Source organism: Actinomyces howellii (assembly GCF_900637165.1).
Lineage (GTDB): Bacteria > Actinomycetota > Actinomycetes > Actinomycetales > Actinomycetaceae > Actinomyces > Actinomyces howellii.
Genome location: NZ_LR134350.1, coordinates 536,368 through 552,693, shown reverse-complemented (window position 1 = coordinate 552,693; position 16,326 = coordinate 536,368). Strand labels below are relative to the sequence as shown.

16 protein-coding genes and 1 pseudogene are annotated in these 16,326 nt (G+C 72.8%); 16 read left to right on the top strand and 1 reads right to left on the bottom strand.

What is annotated here, in order from left to right:
* Window positions 1-120: 120 nt before the first annotated feature.
* The 10 genes and pseudogenes from EL245_RS13970 (at window position 121) to EL245_RS02305 (ending at window position 11,801) form a co-directional block, all read left to right on the top strand.
* Window positions 121-306: a helix-turn-helix domain-containing protein gene (locus EL245_RS13970; RefSeq protein WP_164719444.1), complete on the top strand. Its 186-nt coding sequence runs from the start codon at window positions 121-123 to the stop codon at window positions 304-306.
* An 18-nt stretch (window positions 307-324) separates the two neighbouring features.
* The gene (locus EL245_RS02345) at window positions 325-1,671 is read left to right on the top strand and encodes an IS256 family transposase (RefSeq protein ID WP_164719441.1); all 1,347 of its coding nucleotides are present in this window, start codon (window positions 325-327) and stop codon (window positions 1,669-1,671) included.
* Between the two features lie 47 nt (window positions 1,672-1,718).
* Window positions 1,719-2,594: pseudogene (locus EL245_RS02340) on the top strand (IS30 family transposase); the annotation flags it as partial.
* A gap of 85 nt (window positions 2,595-2,679) precedes the next feature.
* Window positions 2,680-3,531, top strand: coding sequence for a class I SAM-dependent methyltransferase (locus EL245_RS02335; protein WP_126381688.1), 852 nt, complete (start codon window positions 2,680-2,682; stop codon window positions 3,529-3,531).
* Window positions 3,532-3,645: 114 nt separating this feature from the next.
* A complete protein-coding gene (locus EL245_RS02330; protein WP_232009835.1) occupies window positions 3,646-4,830 on the top strand; it encodes a tRNA (adenine-N1)-methyltransferase in 1,185 nt (394 codons plus the stop codon).
* A gap of 67 nt (window positions 4,831-4,897) precedes the next feature.
* Window positions 4,898-6,607: a proteasome ATPase gene (gene arc, locus EL245_RS02325; protein ID WP_232009911.1), complete on the top strand. Its 1,710-nt coding sequence runs from the start codon at window positions 4,898-4,900 to the stop codon at window positions 6,605-6,607.
* On the top strand, window positions 6,604-8,454 hold the full coding sequence (locus tag EL245_RS02320) for a proteasome accessory factor PafA2 family protein (protein ID WP_126381686.1): 1,851 nt from the start codon (window positions 6,604-6,606) through the stop codon (window positions 8,452-8,454). Before arc ends, EL245_RS02320 begins: the two co-directional genes overlap by 4 nt.
* A gap of 48 nt (window positions 8,455-8,502) precedes the next feature.
* Window positions 8,503-8,685 (top strand): ubiquitin-like protein Pup, encoded by a 183-nt coding sequence (locus EL245_RS02315; RefSeq protein WP_126381685.1) that lies wholly within the window; start codon window positions 8,503-8,505, stop codon window positions 8,683-8,685.
* Window positions 8,682-10,148, top strand: a complete 1,467-nt coding sequence (gene pafA / locus EL245_RS02310) for a Pup--protein ligase (protein ID WP_126381684.1) — start codon at window positions 8,682-8,684, stop codon at window positions 10,146-10,148. Before EL245_RS02315 ends, pafA begins: the two co-directional genes overlap by 4 nt.
* A gap of 30 nt (window positions 10,149-10,178) precedes the next feature.
* Window positions 10,179-11,801, top strand: coding sequence for a hypothetical protein (locus EL245_RS02305; protein WP_126381683.1), 1,623 nt, complete (start codon window positions 10,179-10,181; stop codon window positions 11,799-11,801).
* A 25-nt stretch (window positions 11,802-11,826) separates the two neighbouring features.
* Here the strand turns inward: EL245_RS02305 and EL245_RS02300 are convergent, their stop codons facing one another.
* A complete protein-coding gene (locus tag EL245_RS02300; RefSeq protein ID WP_126381682.1) occupies window positions 11,827-12,486 on the bottom strand; it encodes a nucleoside/nucleotide kinase family protein in 660 nt (219 codons plus the stop codon).
* A 145-nt stretch (window positions 12,487-12,631) separates the two neighbouring features.
* Here EL245_RS02300 and EL245_RS13535 point away from each other — a divergent pair, with 145 nt between their 5' ends.
* From EL245_RS13535 to EL245_RS02270, 6 genes are all read left to right on the top strand, one after another.
* Window positions 12,632-13,018 (top strand): DUF4190 domain-containing protein, encoded by a 387-nt coding sequence (locus tag EL245_RS13535; protein ID WP_126381681.1) that lies wholly within the window; start codon window positions 12,632-12,634, stop codon window positions 13,016-13,018.
* 148 nt (window positions 13,019-13,166) lie between these two features.
* On the top strand, window positions 13,167-13,937 hold the full coding sequence (gene hisF, locus EL245_RS02290) for an imidazole glycerol phosphate synthase subunit HisF (protein WP_126381680.1): 771 nt from the start codon (window positions 13,167-13,169) through the stop codon (window positions 13,935-13,937).
* 123 nt (window positions 13,938-14,060) lie between these two features.
* Window positions 14,061-14,441: a DUF4190 domain-containing protein gene (locus EL245_RS02285; RefSeq protein ID WP_126381679.1), complete on the top strand. Its 381-nt coding sequence runs from the start codon at window positions 14,061-14,063 to the stop codon at window positions 14,439-14,441.
* Between the two features lie 9 nt (window positions 14,442-14,450).
* Window positions 14,451-14,900, top strand: coding sequence for a DUF2752 domain-containing protein (locus tag EL245_RS02280; RefSeq protein WP_232009834.1), 450 nt, complete (start codon window positions 14,451-14,453; stop codon window positions 14,898-14,900).
* Window positions 14,901-15,038: 138 nt separating this feature from the next.
* Window positions 15,039-15,398: a phosphoribosyl-AMP cyclohydrolase gene (gene hisI, locus EL245_RS02275; protein ID WP_126383901.1), complete on the top strand. Its 360-nt coding sequence runs from the start codon at window positions 15,039-15,041 to the stop codon at window positions 15,396-15,398.
* A gap of 102 nt (window positions 15,399-15,500) precedes the next feature.
* Window positions 15,501-16,325 carry an indole-3-glycerol phosphate synthase TrpC gene (locus tag EL245_RS02270; RefSeq protein ID WP_126381677.1) on the top strand — a complete coding sequence of 275 codons (825 nt, stop codon included), beginning with the start codon at window positions 15,501-15,503 and terminating at the stop codon, window positions 16,323-16,325.
* The last annotated feature ends 1 nt before the right edge of the window (window position 16,326 follow it).

Below are 16,326 nucleotides of genomic sequence, written 5' to 3'. Positions count from 1 at the left end.
TCGGACTGGTGCAGGCTGTGGGGTATGAGGATGCGGCACGGGGCCAGGGAGGGCGGGATGGTCGGGACGACCAGGCCTGCTGGGCGTGGTCGGGGCGGGTCGGGGGACGGGTTCGAGGTGATGGTCCGGGGTACCGGGCACGGCAGGCGTCTGGGGGCTCAGGGGCGCGGCGCGATCGCTGCGGGCCTGGCCAGGGGTGATTCCCTGGCCTCGATCGCCCGGTTCCTGGGGGTGGCTGTCTCCACGGTCAGCCGCGAGGTCGCTGCCGGCGGGGGCCGGCAGGGGCGTGTTCAATGGTCTGTGTAAGCCCTCTTTGAAGGACTGATGACTGTGACTGATGAGAAGACTGGTCCTGCTGGTGGGCGGGGCGTGGTTGAGGATCTTGTTGCCTCGGGTGGCTTGGACGGGTTGTTCGAGCGGATCGACTCGGGTGAGGTGGGGTTGACGGGCGCCGACGGGCTGCTGCCGGCCCTGCTCAAGGAGGCCCTGGAGCGGGGTCTGCAGGCTGAGCTGACGGAGCATCTTGGCTACGACAAGGGCGAGCAGGCGCCGGTGGCTCGTGGCAACGCCCGCAACGGCACCACGGTCAAGACGATCAGCTCTGAGGTCGGCTCGTTCGAGATCGAGGTCCCCCGCGACAGGGCCGGCAGCTTCACGCCGCGGCTGGTCAGGAAGGGGCAGCGGCGGATGGACGGTCTGGACTCGATGATCATCAGCCTGTACGCCGGTGGTATGACGGTGCGCGAGATCCGCCACCACCTGGAGTCCACGCTCGGTGTGGAGCTGTCGGTGGGGACGATCAGCAGGATCACGGACGCCGTGGCCGAGGCGGTCCTGGACTGGCAGCGCCGCCCGCTGGAGGAGTTCTACCCGGTGGTCTACCTCGACGCGATCCGCGTCAAGGTCCGCGTCGACCACAGGGTCACCACCCGCTCGGCCCACATCGCCGTGGGTGTGGACATGGACGGGATCAAGCACGTCCTGGGTATCTGGGTCCAGGCCGAGGAGGGCGCCTCGTTCTGGGCGCACGTGTGCGCCGAGCTGGCCAACAGGGGCGTCAAGGACGTGCTGATCGTGTGCTGTGACGGGCTGACCGGCCTGCCCGAGGCGATCGAGGCGACCTGGCCCGACTCCATGGTCCAGACCTGCGTGGTGCACCTGATCCGTGCCTCCATGAGGTTCGTGGCCTACCAGGACCGTAAGAAGGTCGCCGCTGCTCTCAAGCAGGTCTACGCCGCCCCCAGTGAGGAGGCCGCCCTGGAGGCCCTGGCGGCCTTCAGCAGCTCTCCCCTGGGGGACAAGTACCCCGAGACGGTGGCGACCTGGGACAGGGCGTGGGAGCGTTTCACCCCGTTCCTGGCGTTCCCGCCGATGCTGCGCCGGGTCATCTACACGACCAACAGCATCGAGTCGCTCAACTACCAGCTACGCAAGATCTCCAAGAACCGGGGCCACTTCCCCAGCGACGAGGCCGCTGTCAAGCTGCTGTGGCTGGCGATCTGCAACATCGAGGACAAGCGGGCACGAGAACGCGACAAGGACAGGAACCTGCCCGCGGACAAGCGCAAGGCCAAGCCACGCGTGGTCGAGGGCCGGATCACCACCAACTGGAAACAAGCCCTCGCCCAGCTCGCCACCGCCTACCCCGACCGAATCAACCCCCACCTCTGAACAACCCGCTTACACAAAAAACTTGACAGGCCCGCCGGCAGGCCTACGACCCCCAGGCCCGCCACGCCCAGGCCCGGGCCGCCAGGGCACGGCCCAAGGCGCGTGTGCTGGACTCCAACGACCAGCTGCGGGCCCTGGTGGTCCAGGGCCTGAGACAGCGGTGGTCGCCCCAGCAGATCAGCCGCCGTCTGGCTGCGGACCACCCCGAGCGCGATGATCTTCGTGTGAGCCACGAGACGATCTACCAGTCCCTGTACGTCCAGGGCCGAGGGACGCTGCGCGCCGAGCTGGGCCGTCACTACAGGCTGCGCACCGGGCGGAGTCGGCGCGTGCCACGCTCGGCCCTGGCCGGGCCCCTGGCCTCCAGGCCCTGGCTGGCCGACGCGCGTATCAGCACCCGCCCGGCCCAGGTCGCCGACCGGGCCGTGCCAGGCCACTGGGAGGGCGACCTGGTCATGGGCGCGGGCAACCGCACCGCGATGATCACCCTGGTCGAACGCACCACCCGCCTGGTCCTGATCGCCCCGCTGCTGACCGACCACACCGCCACCACCGTGGCCACGGTGCTGGAGACCATGATCAAGGGCCTGCCCCGCTCCATGGCCCGGTCCCTGACCTGGGACCAGGGCGGCGAGATGGCCCAGGTCGCCCGCTTCAGGACCGCCACCAACCTCGAGGTGTACTTCTGCGACCCCCACAGCCCCTGGCAACGAGGAACCAACGAGAACACCAACGGCCTGATCCGCGAGTTCTTCCCCAAAGGCACCGACCTGTCGACCTACCCCCTCCACGCCTTCGAACAGGCCCAGCACCTCCTCAACACCCGCCCCCGCCAGACCCTAGACTGGGCCACACCCGCAGAAGCCTTCAACAGGCTCCTGCAGAAAACAGAACACGACACCACCATTGCACTCACCACCTGAAACCACCTGGCACCTCGAGATCGGGGCACAGTGCACACGACGCCATGTGGTCCCTTGTCTCCTGAGCGATGATACGCTCCGGGGCATGCCTGGCAGATATGCCCACTACTTCGCGGACAACCGTGCCAACTGGGACGACCGCGCCGCCTTTCACGAGGCCAGCGGTTACGGCATCGACGATCTCCTGTCCGACCCCGGGCGCATCACCTCGGAGGTCTCCCAGGACCTGCCCTACCTGGGCGATCTGAGCGGGCTCGACGTCATTCACCTCCAGTGCCATCTGGGCCTGGACACGATCTCTCTGGCACGACTGGGCGCTGCGCGCGTCATCGGCCTGGACCTGTCTCCGCAGTCGCTGGCGCGGGCCCGATCACTGGCCGACAGGGCGGGAGCCGACATCGAGTTCGTCGAGTCCAACGTCTACGACGCGCGCTCCGCCGTCGTCGGGGAGGTTGACCTGGTCTACACGACGCTCGGAGTGCTGTGCTGGCTGCCCGACGTTGCCGCGTGGGCCGACGTGGTGGCCTCCCTCCTGCGTCCAGGGGGCAGGATCCTCCTGCGCGACGACCACCCCATGTCCATGGCCGTGGGGGACGACACCACCTGCGGCCTGACCCTCCACGAGCCCTACTTCCAGCAGGCTGAGCCCATGACCTGGGACGACGACGGCTCCTACGTCGAGGCGCCCGAGGGGACCGCGCCGGTGGCTCACACCCGTCACCACCAGTGGAACCACTCGGTGGGGCAGATCCTCACCGCCCTCATCGCCGCGGGGCTCGTCATCGACGAGGTCATCGAGACCCGCCACTCGTCCTGGTGCCGTTGGCCCGAGCTCATGGAGCCCTGCGCGCAGGGCTACCGGTTGGCCGACCCTGCCCACCGTGACCTCCTCCCACTCCAGCTCCTCGTGCGCGCGCACCGTCCTGTGGACGCCTGAAGGCCGTCGTCCAGCGGCGTGGCGCCCCAGGGACACCGACCGACCCCGCGGGTGAGCCGCCGACCGGCGGACGGCGGGACGTGGCACCCCCTTGGCTCACTAGACTCTCCGATGATGACTGAGCACAACAGGACACCGGCGGAGGCGGACGACGCGAGGGCCGGCTTCGACGCAGACCCCTCAGGGGGCCACGGGAGGGATGCCGTGCTGCCGGGACCCCGGGGGGCAGGACCCGTTCTCCCGCCTCGCCACGCCACCCAGGAGGTTCTCGGGCAGGCCGGGCGCCGCGGGCCGTTCCGTTACGGCGAGCGGGTTCAGGTCACTGACGTCAAGGGCGCCAAGAACACCTTCCAGCTCGACCCCCGCGGCTACTTCCAGTCGGTGCGCGGGTCCTTCCACCACCGCGACGTCGTCGGCCTCGACGAGGGCACGGTGCTCACCACGGACTCGGGCCACGAGCTGCTCCTCCTGCGGCCCCTGCTGGCCGACTACGTCCTGTCCATGCCCCGGGGCGCGCAGGTGGTCTACGCCAAGGACTCCGGCCAGGTCATCGCCATGGGTGACATCTTCCCCGGTGCCCGCGTCCTGGAGGCCGGGGTCGGCTCGGGGGCGCTCACCATGAACCTGCTCAGCGCCGTCGGCGAGTCGGGCCACCTGCTCAGTATTGAGCGGCGGGCCGACTTCGCGCAGATCGCCGCCTCCAACGTCGACTCCTGGTTCGGGCGCCACCACCCGGCCTGGGAGCTGCGCACCGGCGACTTCGCCGAGGTGACCGCCCACCACGTCCCGGACGCCAGCGTGGACCGCGTCGTGCTCGACATGCTCGCTCCCTGGGAGAACATCGAGGAGTCCGCCCGCGTGCTCGTACCAGGCGGGCTCTTCCTGGCCTACGTGGCCACCACCACCCAGCTCTCTCGCACCGTCGAGGCCCTGCGCCACAGCCTCCTGTTCACCGAGCCCGAGTCCTGGGAGTCGATGGTGCGCACGTGGAACGTTGACGGGCTGTCGGTGCGCCCCGACCACCGCATGGTCGCCCACACCGGCTTCCTGCTCACCGCCCGGCGCCTGGCGGCCGGATCGAGGCCCTTGACCCGCAAGCGCCCACCTGCCCGGGGTGCCTACGACGACGCCGGCTACTGGGAACCCCAGGACGTGCGCGAACGCACGAGCACCGACCGCAAGGTCCGTCGCGTGCTGCGCGACTGCCTGGCCAAGCAGCCGCAGGACCGGACCCCCGTGCTGCCCGGTACCCCTGATGAGCACGGGGAGGACACGACGAGGACGAACGAGCATGACTGAACCAACGGCCCCGTCTGTGCCGCCCGCCCCCCAGGGGCCCACCGGCACCTCCGCACAACCCCTGGGCATGCCAGCCAGGGACTTCACGAGCCACCAGCTGCGCGAGGCACGTGCCGAGGCGGTGAGCCTGGCCGCCAAGAACGAGCGCCTCGCGACCGCCCTGGGTGCGGCCCGCGAGCGCATCGCCGAGCTCGGCGCCCAGCTCGACGCGGTCACCCTGCCTCCGGTCACCCTCGCCGTCGTCACCGCCCTGCCCGGGCGGCGCCCGGCCCTCGAGGACGAGACGCCCGGCCTCCCCGCGCCGGGCGCGACGCATCCCGCGCCGCCCCGCAGCGAGGGCCAGCACGCCGGTCCGCCTCCGGCTGACGGCCCCACGCAGGCCCAGGTCGTCCTCGGCGGGCGCCCCATGGTCCTGGGCCTCCACCCCGGCCTCGATCCCGCCAGGCTGCGGGTCGGCCGGCTCGCAGCGGTCAACGACCAGATGCTCATCGTCGACGTGCTGCCCGCTCCCGACACGGGGGAGGCGGTCGTCCTCGACGAGGTGGTCGACGAGCACCGTGCCCTTGTCACGACAGGGGCCGGGGCGAGCCGCGTCGTGCTCCTGGGCGGGGACCTCGAGCACGCCGCGCTCAAGACCGGCGACACCCTGGCCCTCGACCCGCGTGCCGGCACCGCCACGGCGGTCATCGAGCGCACGAGCGTCGAGCAGCTCGTCGTGGCCGAGACCCCGGACGTCTCCTGGTCCGACATCGGGGGCCTGGCGCCGCAGATCGAGCAGATCCGCGACGCCCTCGAGCTGCCCTTCACCCACCCCGAGCTCTACCGCCGCTACGGTCTGAGGGCGCCCAAGGGACTGCTGCTCTACGGGCCGCCCGGCTGTGGCAAGACCCTCATCGCCAAGGCGGTGGCCACCTCCTTGGCGGGGTCGGCGCAGGCACCGGGGTCGGGACGTGGGGCCGCCTTCCTCAACATCAAGGGGCCGGAGCTGCTCTCGAAGTTCGTCGGTGAGACCGAGCGCCAGATCCGGGCCATCTTCGAGCAGGCCCGCAAGGTCGCCGCCGAGGACAGACCGGTCGTCGTCTTCTTCGACGAGATGGAGGCCCTCCTGCGCACCCGGGGCACCGGGGTCTCCAGCGACGTCGAGACGATGATCGTCCCCCAGGTGCTGGCCGAGATCGACGGCGTGGAGTCCCTGCGCAACGTCGTGGTCATCGGTGCCTCCAACCGCGAGGACATGATCGACCCAGCCATCCTGCGCCCCGGCCGGCTCGACGTGAAGATCCGGGTCGGACGCCCCGACGCCGCCGGTGCGATCGACGTGCTCGCCCGTCACCTCACCCCCAGCCTGCCCCTGGACCCCGAGGAGCTCGCCGCTCACGGAGGGGACCGGGAGGCGGCCGTGCGTGCCATGGGGGAGGCGGTCGTGCGGGCCCTGTACGCGCGCACCCCCTCCACGGCGGTCCTTGAGGTCACCGACGCATCGGGTGCCACCGAGGTCCTTCACGTCGCGGACCTCGTCTCGGGGGCCATGCTCGCGGCCGTCGTGGCCCGGGCCAAGACCGAGGCCATCAAGGACGAGCTGGCCGGGGGAGCAGGAGGGCTGTCGACGGCGGCGCTGCTGCGGGCGGCTGCCCTCGAGGCCCGACAGAACGAGGAGATCACCGCAGCCGCCAGCCCCGAGGGCTGGTCCCGCGTCCTGGGTGGGCGCGGCCGGGCGATCGCCTCGGTGCGGCTTCTGGGCGCCGACTCCGCTCACCTGGGACAGGAGCCGGTATGAGCCCCGAAGGCGCAGGACCCGGCGCCCCCTTCCTGGGGCCGGTGAGCAGGCCGGTGGGCCTGGAGACGGAGTACGGGGTGGTCCAGCCCGGCAACGTCCGGGCCAATCCCGTCGCCCTGGCCACCAGGGTGGTGGAGGCCTACGGTGCGATCTCGCGCCCGGGCCTGGGGGCGCCGGCCGTGGCCTGGGACTACGAGGCCGAGGACCCGTTGGCCGACCTGCGGGGCGGTCGGGTGGACCGCTCGGCGGCCCACCCGAGCCAGCTCACCGACGACCCGACGCGTCCGGCCCCCTCGGGCCCCGACGCGCTCGACGGGTCTCCTGCGCCCCAGGAGCCGGGGACGACCGGGCACCCCGGCGGTGCCCCCCGGGCGGGGGATCCTGGCGCCGGCCGCCCGGTGTGGAGCAGCCGGTCACGCCCCTCGGCCCTCGAGGCCCGGCTGCCGCGGGCCACGACGGCGGTGCTCACCAACGGTGCTCGCCTCTACGTCGACCACGCCCACCCCGAGTACTCCTCGCCGGAGGTCCTCACGCCGCGGGACGCCCTCGTGTGGGACCGGGCAGGCGAGGTGGTCGCCCGGCAGGCCATGGAGGCGGCCGCGACGCCGGGCGCCCCCGGGGCCCGGGGCACCCGGGGCGGTCCGCACCCCGGGGAGCGGGCCGACGACGCAGCCCCCGGCGGGATCGTCCTGTACAAGAACAACGTCGACGGCAAGGGGGCGACCTACGGCTCCCACGAGAACTACCTCGTGCGCCGTGACCTGCCCTTTCACGTCCTGGCCACCGCCCTCATCCCCTTCCTCGTGACCCGGCCGGTCATCGCCGGAGCCGGGCGGGTGGGTATCGGTCAGCGCAGCGAGAGGCCGGGATTCCAGATCAGCCAGAGGGCCGACTACGTCGAGACCGAGATCGGCCTGCAGACCACCTTCAACCGGCCCATCGTCAACACCCGCGACGAGCCCCACGCCCAGCCCGAGCGATTCCGGCGCCTGCACGTCATCAACGGGGACGCCAACCGCCTTGACGCCCCCATCTACCTCAAGGTCGCGACCACCGACCTGGTCCTGTGGTACCTGGAGCGGGCGCATGACCGAGGCGAGGCCATGGCCGGTCTGGAGCGGCTGCGCCTGACGCGTGATCCGGTCGAGGAGCACTGGCGGCTCAGCCACGACACGTCCCTCAGGCACGCCCTGGCCACCGCGGGGGGCCCGATGACCGCCCTGGAGATCCAGCGCGCGCACCTGGAGGCGGTCCGCCAGGCGGTCACCGAGGACTTCGGCGGCACGGGCGCCCAGCACGCAGGACCGGACACCGCCGAGGCGATCGGGCTGTGGGAGGAGGCGCTGTCCCGCCTGGAGTCCTACGCCGAGGCCCTGGGCGGGCCGCAGGAGACGCAGGCCACCTCCCGGGCGGCCGAGATGATCGAGTGGGTCGCTAAGCTGCAGCTGTGCCAAGGCCTGCGCGAGCGCACTGGGGCGTCCTGGGACGACCCACGGCTGGCCGCCCTCGACATCCAGTGGGCCGACCTGCGCGCCGGGCGCTCAGTGGTCGACAGGATCGTGGCCGCGGGACTGGCCAGGCGGTTGTGCACCGACGAGGAGGTCGCCGCGGCCGCGGTCGTGCCGCCCCGGGGAACACGAGCAGCGGCGCGTGGCCGCGCCGTCGCGGAGCACCCTGAGGTCGTCGGGGCCTCGTGGACCAGCCTCGTCATCGACGCGGCGGGCAGGCCCGACCTGCTGCGCCTGGCGCTGCCCGACGAGGTGGTCCTCGATGAGGCGGGGGTCGATCACGTCCTGGCCGACCTTCGACGCGTGCTTGGGCCCAGCCGCTCCGGTGGGGGAGACTGAGCCCCGTCCCCGTGCGCCAGGCGCACCCGTCCCAGCAGGAGGCACGCGATGACCCAGCACGAGCAGATCCGGCCCTCCGCCGGCCCGGGGGAGGAGACCCCCGCGGGGCCGGCCGGCTCAGGGCAGGCCAGGGTCGTGGGCGTCGACGACATCCTCGACCAGATCGACACCGTCCTGGAGACCAACGCAGCGGCCTTCGTCGAGGGCTTCGTCCAGAAGGGCGGGCAGTGAGCGTCACGGAGCCCGGTGGCCCGGACACGGAGGCCCGGGCACCGGGCACCGGGCGCAGGCCCCCGGCTCGACGGATCCTGGGCCTCGAGACCGAGTACGGCATCACCTGCGCCTCGACCACCGGTGGCCCGCCCCCGATGGACGCCGACAGCGCCGCCCACGAGCTCTTCGACCCGGTCGTCCAACGTTTCCGCGCCTCCAACGTCTTCACCCGCTCAGGCGCGCGCCTCTACCTCGACGTCGGCTCCCACCCCGAGTACGCCACCGCCGAGTGCGACCGGCTCGCCGACCTGCTGGCGCAGGACCGCGCCGGGGAGCTCGTCATGGCCGACCTGGCGGCCCGGGCCAACGCCCGCCTGGCCGACAGGGACGTGCCCGGCCGCATCCACCTGCTCAAGAACAACCTCGACGCGCGTGGGCAGGGCTTCGGCTGCCACGAGAACTACCTCGTGCGACGGCGCGCGGAGTTCTGGAACGACGCCCGGGCCCTCGTGCCCCACCTCGTCACCCGCCAGGTGCTCGTCGGCGCCGGGCACATCCTGCCCGGGCCCCGGGGCGCCCGCTACGTCTTCTCCCAGCGGGCCGACCAGATGGAGGACGCGGTCTCCTCGGCCACGACCCGGGCGCGTCCCCTCATCAATACCCGTGACGAGCCGCACGCGGACGCCGAGCGCTACATGCGTCTTCACGTCATCGTCGGCGACTCCAACATCGCCCAGGGCTCGACCCTGCTCAAGGTCGGCGCCATGGACCTGCTCCTCGACCTGCTCGAGCACGGGGGCGACCTGAGCGACCTCCAGCTCGCCCAGCCCATGCGCGCTATCCGGGACACGTGCCACGACCTGGGCGGGGCGGCTCCCCTGGAACGGGACAACGGCCGCACGATCACACCGACCGAGCTCCAGGGCGAGCTCCTGGCCCGCGTCCTCGACCACTGTCGGGCCGAGCTCGACCTCGACCCGCTGCACGCCGGTGTCCTCGAGCTGTGGGACCGCGGCCTGGAGGCCGTGCGCACAGGGGACCACAGCCTGGTCGAGGCCGAGCTGGACTGGGCGGTCAAGCACCGGCTGCTCACGCGCTACGCCGAGCGCTCTGGCACCGGGCTCGACGACCCCCGGGTCCGGCGCCTGGCCCTAGCCTACCACGACGTCGGGCCCGACGGGCTGCGGCCCGCGCTGGAGGACGCGGGCCTGCTCAAGCGCGTGGTCGACGAGGCGACCTGCCGCCGGGCGGTCGACACCGCGCCGTCAACCACCCGGGCCCACCTGCGCGGGACGGCGGTGTCCCGGGCGCAGGACCTGCGCCGCGACCTCAGTGTCGACTGGGTCACTCTCAGGCTCGACGACGGGAGCCTGCCCCCGGTGTCCCTGCGTGACCCTTTCTCCGCCCAGGACCCGCGTGTCGACGCCCTCCTGGCCGCGATGGACGCGCAGGCAGTGAGCCAGCCCCCTCCCTGCGCCTGAGTCGGTTCTGGCATACTCGCGGGATCACCTATGACTACCTCCGACGACACGACCAACCTGCAGCTCGGCGGAGCTGACGGCAAGCCCCTCACGCGCCGCCAGATGAGGGAGCGCGAGCGCGCTCAGGAGGCCGCGCGGGCTGCTCACGCCGCCTCCGCGGCACCAGCTGGCACGCCCCGCGTCGCGCAGGCCCGCAACGACGTCGGCGTCGGTGCGGTCCCGCCCGTCCCGGTCGCCCCGTCCCACGAGGTGGCGCCCCGTGTCCCCCCGTTCCACGACCTCGCCGAGCGCCCCGGGGTGTCCGGCTCCGCTGAGCCGCCCCACGCCCCCGCGGCCCCGGAGCGCGCCGCTCCGGTCGGCGGTGCGCTGCCTGCCCGTACGCGGTCGCCTCGGCTCGGCCCCCCTGAGGGCGAGGGCGCTCCGCAGGCGCCCCTGGAGGAGGAGCCACCGGTGCTCACACCGGTGCCCGCGCCCTCGGCGCTGCGCCGGGCGGCGGCCAGGGGCGTGGTCCGGGAGGAGCGGCCGCCTGAGCCCGCCACGGAGACGACCCACGTCTCCACCCCTGAGGACCCTGAGGAGGCCTCGCAGGAGGAGCCCGGCACCTCGACCGGAGCCCAGCGCGCCATCGGGGCGACCCTGGGCCGGCCCCGGCCGCGCGGACGCGTCGCCCTGGTCATGGCGCTCGTCGCCGCCCTGGCGATCGTCCTCGTGCCGGTCACGGTCGCGCGGTTCTCCGGGGGGTCGACCGAGACCTCCCAGGCCGCGGCGAGCCAGGGATCTCCCGTGCCGGGTGACGCCCCGATCGACCAGGTCATGGAGGTCGCCGGGCGGGTGGGCTCGGTGCCTGTCGTCTCGTTGTCAGGGCCCCTGACGGCCGTCGACTCGGTGAGCACCGACGAGATCGTCGTCGGCCAGGGCAGGACGCTGGCCACCGGGGAGGCGGTCCTGCTCAGCGTGGCGACCTTCTCCGGGACCGACGGGACGAACACGACCGGGACCTCCTCGGGCAACCGGGTCTACCGGGGGGTCCTCGACGCGGCCTCGCTCGGCGAGGCGCTGGCCGAGGCGGTCGCGGGCGCCACGGAGGGGTCGCGCGTCGTGCTGCGCGCGCCCATCACCGATGTCTCCGGGGCCGTGTCCACCGAGATCACGGTCGTCGACGTCCTGCCGACCACCGCCACCGGCGAGGAGCTGAGCCCTCCCGCCGGCACCCCGGCTGTGACTGTCGGGGCCGACGGCGCGGTGACGGTCACGGTCCAGGGCCTTGCCGCCCCGACCCGATCGGCCTCAGCGCTGCTCGTGCGCGGACAGGGGCAGCAGGTCGAGTCCGACGACGTCGTCATCGCCCGCTACGCGACCGTGAGCTGGGCGGACGGCGCCGTGCGCAACAACACCTACGGCGCCGCGACCGTCCCGAGCCTCATCGACATGACCGACACGCTGGCGGGCATCACCCGCCACCTCGTCGACGTGACGGTCGGCTCCCGGGTCGTGCTGTCCCTGCCGGCCGACCAGGCCACGGGGGACGGTGCGGTGGCGGTCGTCATCGACGTCCTGGCCATCGCCGACGACGACGCGCTCGCGCAGGCATCGGCCACCCCCGAGGCCGACGACGACGGGGTCGTCCACGTCACCCCGTCAGCCGCCCCCTGACGGGCAGGGACCTGGCAGGGTCCGGTCAGAGACCTGTCAGTGGCGGCGAGGACCGGTCCGGGACGATGACGAGCTCGGGCTCCCACGGGGTGCCCCGCCACCGGCGCTCCACGGTCCGCTCCTGCTCCTCCCAGGCCTCGAGGTCCCACGGGTAGGGGTCGCGCTGCCTGATCCGCAGGAGTCTGAGGGGCTGCGGCGCCGTGACCAGCACCCGCACGACCTCCAGGCCCTCCAGGTCCCGGGCCACCGCGGCCAGCGCCCCGCAGCCCTCGAGGAGAAGAACCTTCCCGTCCAGGGGACCGACGAGCAGGTCGTCGCCGGGCGCCGAGCACCGCCAGTCCCAGCTCGGTGCGCGTGCGGCGAGCCCCCGGTCGAGCGCGGTGACGACCCGGGCGCACCTGTCGACCCCGACCTCGAGGCCCTGCCAGCCCGCAACGAGGTCGTCGACGTGCAGGACCCCCGCGCACCGCCGGCCCAGCGCCGCGGCGAGGCGGTCGGCCAGAACGGACTTGCCCGCGCCGGAGCGGCCGTCGATGGCGATGAGCCGCCCGTGGGGGCCAGCGCGCCCGGTGCCCGGGCACCGTCGGGTGCCGGTCGACCTGCGCACGAGCTCGTCGACCGCCTGCCCGAGGACGACGACGCTCGGACGGCGCGCACCCGCGCTGAGGTGGGAGGAAGGATCCACCGCCACAGGCTAGGACACCGTTGGCCCGGGCGAGGGCGGGCCGGACGGGCAGCGCACGCCCGACCGAGTCGCTACCCTTCGGTGAGGGCGCGGCCGGACCGGGTCTCATGTCAGACACCAGTGGCTCACACAGGAGGTCTCTCCCATGACCAGCGACGACCCCAACCAGTACCCCGGGGGCAGCCCGCAACCCGTTCAGCCGCCCTACCAGGGCGGCCCGCCCGGCCCGCCGCCGCCCCCGGGCCACGGCTATCCGGTCTACGGTGTCCCGCGCACGGGAACCGAGGACGACGCCCTGGGCTACTGGTCGCTGGGCCTGGGCGTCAGCTCGATCATCTGCTGCTTCGTCCCGTTCCTCACCGGTGTCGCGGCCATCATCGTCGGGTGCCTGGGTGTGTTCGCCGCCAACGAGGGACGTGCCTCGAACAAGGTCCTGTCCATCATCGGTATCGTCCTGGGCGCCGCGTCGATCATCCTCAACGTCGCAGGCTTCGCCTTCCACCTGTTCAGTCCGCTGCTGAGCTTCTGGTGACAGCACTGGCTCCACCGCTGGCTGAGAGCGCAGCGGCGGGTGCGGTGCCCGACCGTCCGGGGCGGGGGCGGCAGAGCGGACCGTGCGGGCGGTGTAGCCTCGTGCCACCTGAGCCCACCGACACGCTCCCCAGGAGGGTCCACTCACGATGAGCGTCGCGATCCGTGTCATCCCGTGCCTCGACGTCAAGGACGGTCGCGTCGTCAAGGGCGTCAACTTCAAGGGGCTGCGTGACGCCGGCGACCCCGTCGAGCTGGCGCGCCGCTACGACGAGCAGGGCGCTGACGAGATCACCTTCCTCGACGTCTCCGCCTCGAGCGAGGCCCGGTCGACGATGATGGAGGTCGTCTCCCGGACCGCTGAGCAGGTCTTCGTCCCCCTGACGGTGGGCGGGGGCGTGCGCAGCGTCGAGGACGTCGACAGGCTCCTGCGCGCGGGCGCGGACAAGGTCGGCATCAACACCGCCGCGATCCACCGCCCCGAGCTGCTCACCGAGGTCGCCGAGCGCTTCGGCAACCAGGTCCTCGTCCTGTCGGTGGACGCCAGGCGCTGCCCGCCCGGGGTGTCGACGCCCTCGGGCTACGAGGTCACGACCCACGGCGGCAGCCGCTCGACCGGCCTGGACGCGGTGGCCTGGGCCGTGCGCGCCGCGACGATGGGCGCCGGGGAGATCCTGCTCAACTCCATGGACGCCGACGGGGTCACCGGGGGCTTTGACCTGGAGATGCTCGACGCGGTGCGCGAGGTCGTCACCGTCCCGCTCATCGCCTCCGGCGGTGCCGGCCAGGCCGAGGACTTCGCCGCCGCGGCCGACCACGGGGCCGACGCCGTGCTCGCCGCCAGCGTCTTCCACTACGGCACGCTCACGATCTCCCAGGCCAAGGACGCCCTGAGGTCAGCGGGGCACCCTGTGCGCTGAGGCGTTCCCGGTGCGCGGGCGGGGCGGCGCGCACCCGACCGAGTCGCTACCCTTCGGTAGGGCGCGGCCGGACCGGGTCACGCCAGTGCTGGACACCACAGGCTCACACAGGAGGTTCCTCTTATGACCAGCTACGACCCCAACCACGACCCCAACCAGTACCCCGGCAGCTACTCCGGGGCGGACCAGGGCTACCAGGCCGGCCCGCCGCCGTACCAGGGTCCCACCGGGTCCGCGGGCTACGGAGCGTTCAACGTCGCCACCGAGAAGAACAGCCTCGGAAACTGGGCGCTGGGCCTGGGCATCGCCGCGGCCCTGTGCTGCGGAGCGTTCACCGGCATCCCGGCCATCATCCTCGGTTTCCTGGGCCTCCAGGCCGCCAAGGCGGGGCGCGCCACCAACAACGCCATGTCGATCGTGGGCATCGTCCTGGGGGCGCTGGGAATCCTCTTCACCATCATCGGACTCGTCACGGGTGTGTTCGACAGCCTGACCGGCTCCTGACCGATGGGCGTGACCGAGGACCCGGAGGTCATCGAGGGCCGCAGGGGCCTGACGGCGGTGCAGCGCACCGCGGTCGTCGCGTCCTCCCTGCCCGGCGTCGCGCTCGTCGCCTCCCAGGTGCTGGGTCGAGCGGTGCCCTCCGGCCCCGACCTGTGTCTCGTGCACAGGCTCACCGGCTACTGGTGCCCCCTGTGCGGCGGCACCCGAGCCGCCCACGCCCTGGTCCACGGCGACCTGCACGCTGCCATCGGCTACAACCCGTTCGCGCTCCTCGTGCTCCTGGCCGGCGCAGCGGTCCTCGGACGGTGGCTCCTGCACCGTCGAGCCGGCAGGACCCGTCCGCTCGTCTCCGTCCAGGAGGCAGCGGTCCTGGCGGCGGCCGCGGCCGTGTTCGCCGTCGTGCGCAACCTGCCGGGCATGTGGGTCCACCTCGGCCCGCTCCTGGGTCCCGCAGGCTGAGGCCGGCCCCAGGAGCCGGGTGCGCCGTGCGAGAATCACGCGGTGACCGCCCCGCACGACACCGTACCCACCCCGACACCACCCCCCGGGCCGTGCCCCGACGCAGCCCGCACGGGCGCGACGCCGGACCGCTCACCGCTGCCCACCTGGCTCGCCGCACGGCTCAAGCGCGACCGCGACGGCCTCGTCGCCGCGGTCGTCCAGCAGCACGACACCCGTGAGGTCCTCATGGTCGGGTGGATGGACGACGAGGCGCTGCGGCGCACCCTGAGCCAGGGGCGCGTCACCTTCTGGTCGCGCTCCCGCAAGGAGTACTGGCGGAAGGGGGACACCTCGGGCCACCACCAGTACGTCAAGGCGGTGAGCATCGACTGCGACGGCGACGCCCTGCTCATTGAGGTCGACCAGGTCGGCGCCGCCTGCCACACCGGGGCTCGTACCTGCTTCCTCGCAGGCGGCGACCTGGGCGCCGTCCAGGGATCACGTCCCGGCACCTGAGCGGATTTGCCTGACAGGCCGGTGGCCGAGGACGATGGCCGTGGACGACGACGTCGGCTCCCTGGCAGACCGAGTCCCGGGCCACGGCGAGGAGGTGCACCCATGACCGTCTTCGACACCCATGTCGCCGCCGCCAAGGCCGCCGTGGGGCGCCGGGAGCGGCTCACCCCCCTGGAGGACCTGCGCGAGCTCGTGCGCTCGGTGCCCACGACCCGGGACGCCAGCGCGCTGCTGCGCACCCCCGGACGGGCCGTCGCGGTCGTCGCCGAGGTCAAGCGCGCCACCGCCACCTTCGCCGACCTGACCGGGGTGGGCGACCCCGCGGTCCTCGCCCGGTTCTACGAGGCGGGCGGTGCGGCCTGCGTGTCGGTGGTCACCGAGCCGCTGCGCTCCCACGGCTGCCTGGCGGACCTCGACGCCGTCCGCTCGGCCGTCGACGTCCCCGTCCTGGTCAACGACCTCGTCGTGACCCCCTACCAGGTCCACGAGGCGCGCGCCCACGGCGCGGAGCTGCTGCTGCTCGACGCCCGCCTCGACCCGCTCGTCCTGGAGTCCCTCATCGAGCGCACCCACTCGATGGGGATGACCGCGGTCGTCGACGTCCACTCACGGCGGGAGGCGATCACCGCCGTGGAGTCAGGCGCCCGAGTCGTGGCGGTCGACGCCCGCGACCACGAGACGCTGACCGTGGACCGCCGCCGCTTCGAGCAGGTCGCCGAGCTCCTGCCCACCTCGGTGACCAGGGTCGCCACCGGGGGAGTGCGGGGCCCCCACGACGTCATGGGCTACGCTCGCGCGGGCGCCGACGTCGTCATCGTCGGGGAGGCCGTCCTGCGCTCGGCCGACCCCCAGCAGTTCGTCGCCGAGCTCGTCGCCGCAGGCAGCCACCCCGCCCTGCTCACCGCCACCCACAGAGAAGGACTGTAAG

Excerpts from the sequence above, each read along its gene's own strand:
- EL245_RS13970 (WP_164719444.1), top strand. The coding sequence starts at position 121 with ATGGTCCGGGGTACCGGGCACGGCAGGCGTCTGGGGGCTCAGGGGCGC.
- EL245_RS02345 (WP_164719441.1), top strand. The coding sequence starts at position 325 with ATGACTGTGACTGATGAGAAGACTGGTCCTGCTGGTGGGCGGGGCGTG.
- EL245_RS02335 (WP_126381688.1), top strand. The coding sequence starts at position 2,680 with ATGCCTGGCAGATATGCCCACTACTTCGCGGACAACCGTGCCAACTGG.
- EL245_RS02330 (WP_232009835.1), top strand. The coding sequence starts at position 3,646 with ATGACTGAGCACAACAGGACACCGGCGGAGGCGGACGACGCGAGGGCC.
- arc (WP_232009911.1), top strand. The coding sequence starts at position 4,898 with ATGCCAGCCAGGGACTTCACGAGCCACCAGCTGCGCGAGGCACGTGCC.
- EL245_RS02320 (WP_126381686.1), top strand. The coding sequence starts at position 6,604 with ATGAGCCCCGAAGGCGCAGGACCCGGCGCCCCCTTCCTGGGGCCGGTG.
- EL245_RS02315 (WP_126381685.1), top strand. The coding sequence starts at position 8,503 with ATGACCCAGCACGAGCAGATCCGGCCCTCCGCCGGCCCGGGGGAGGAG.
- EL245_RS02305 (WP_126381683.1), top strand. The coding sequence starts at position 10,179 with ATGACTACCTCCGACGACACGACCAACCTGCAGCTCGGCGGAGCTGAC.
- EL245_RS13535 (WP_126381681.1), top strand. The coding sequence starts at position 12,632 with ATGACCAGCGACGACCCCAACCAGTACCCCGGGGGCAGCCCGCAACCC.
- hisF (WP_126381680.1), top strand. The coding sequence starts at position 13,167 with ATGAGCGTCGCGATCCGTGTCATCCCGTGCCTCGACGTCAAGGACGGT.
- EL245_RS02285 (WP_126381679.1), top strand. The coding sequence starts at position 14,061 with ATGACCAGCTACGACCCCAACCACGACCCCAACCAGTACCCCGGCAGC.
- EL245_RS02270 (WP_126381677.1), top strand. The coding sequence starts at position 15,501 with ATGACCGTCTTCGACACCCATGTCGCCGCCGCCAAGGCCGCCGTGGGG.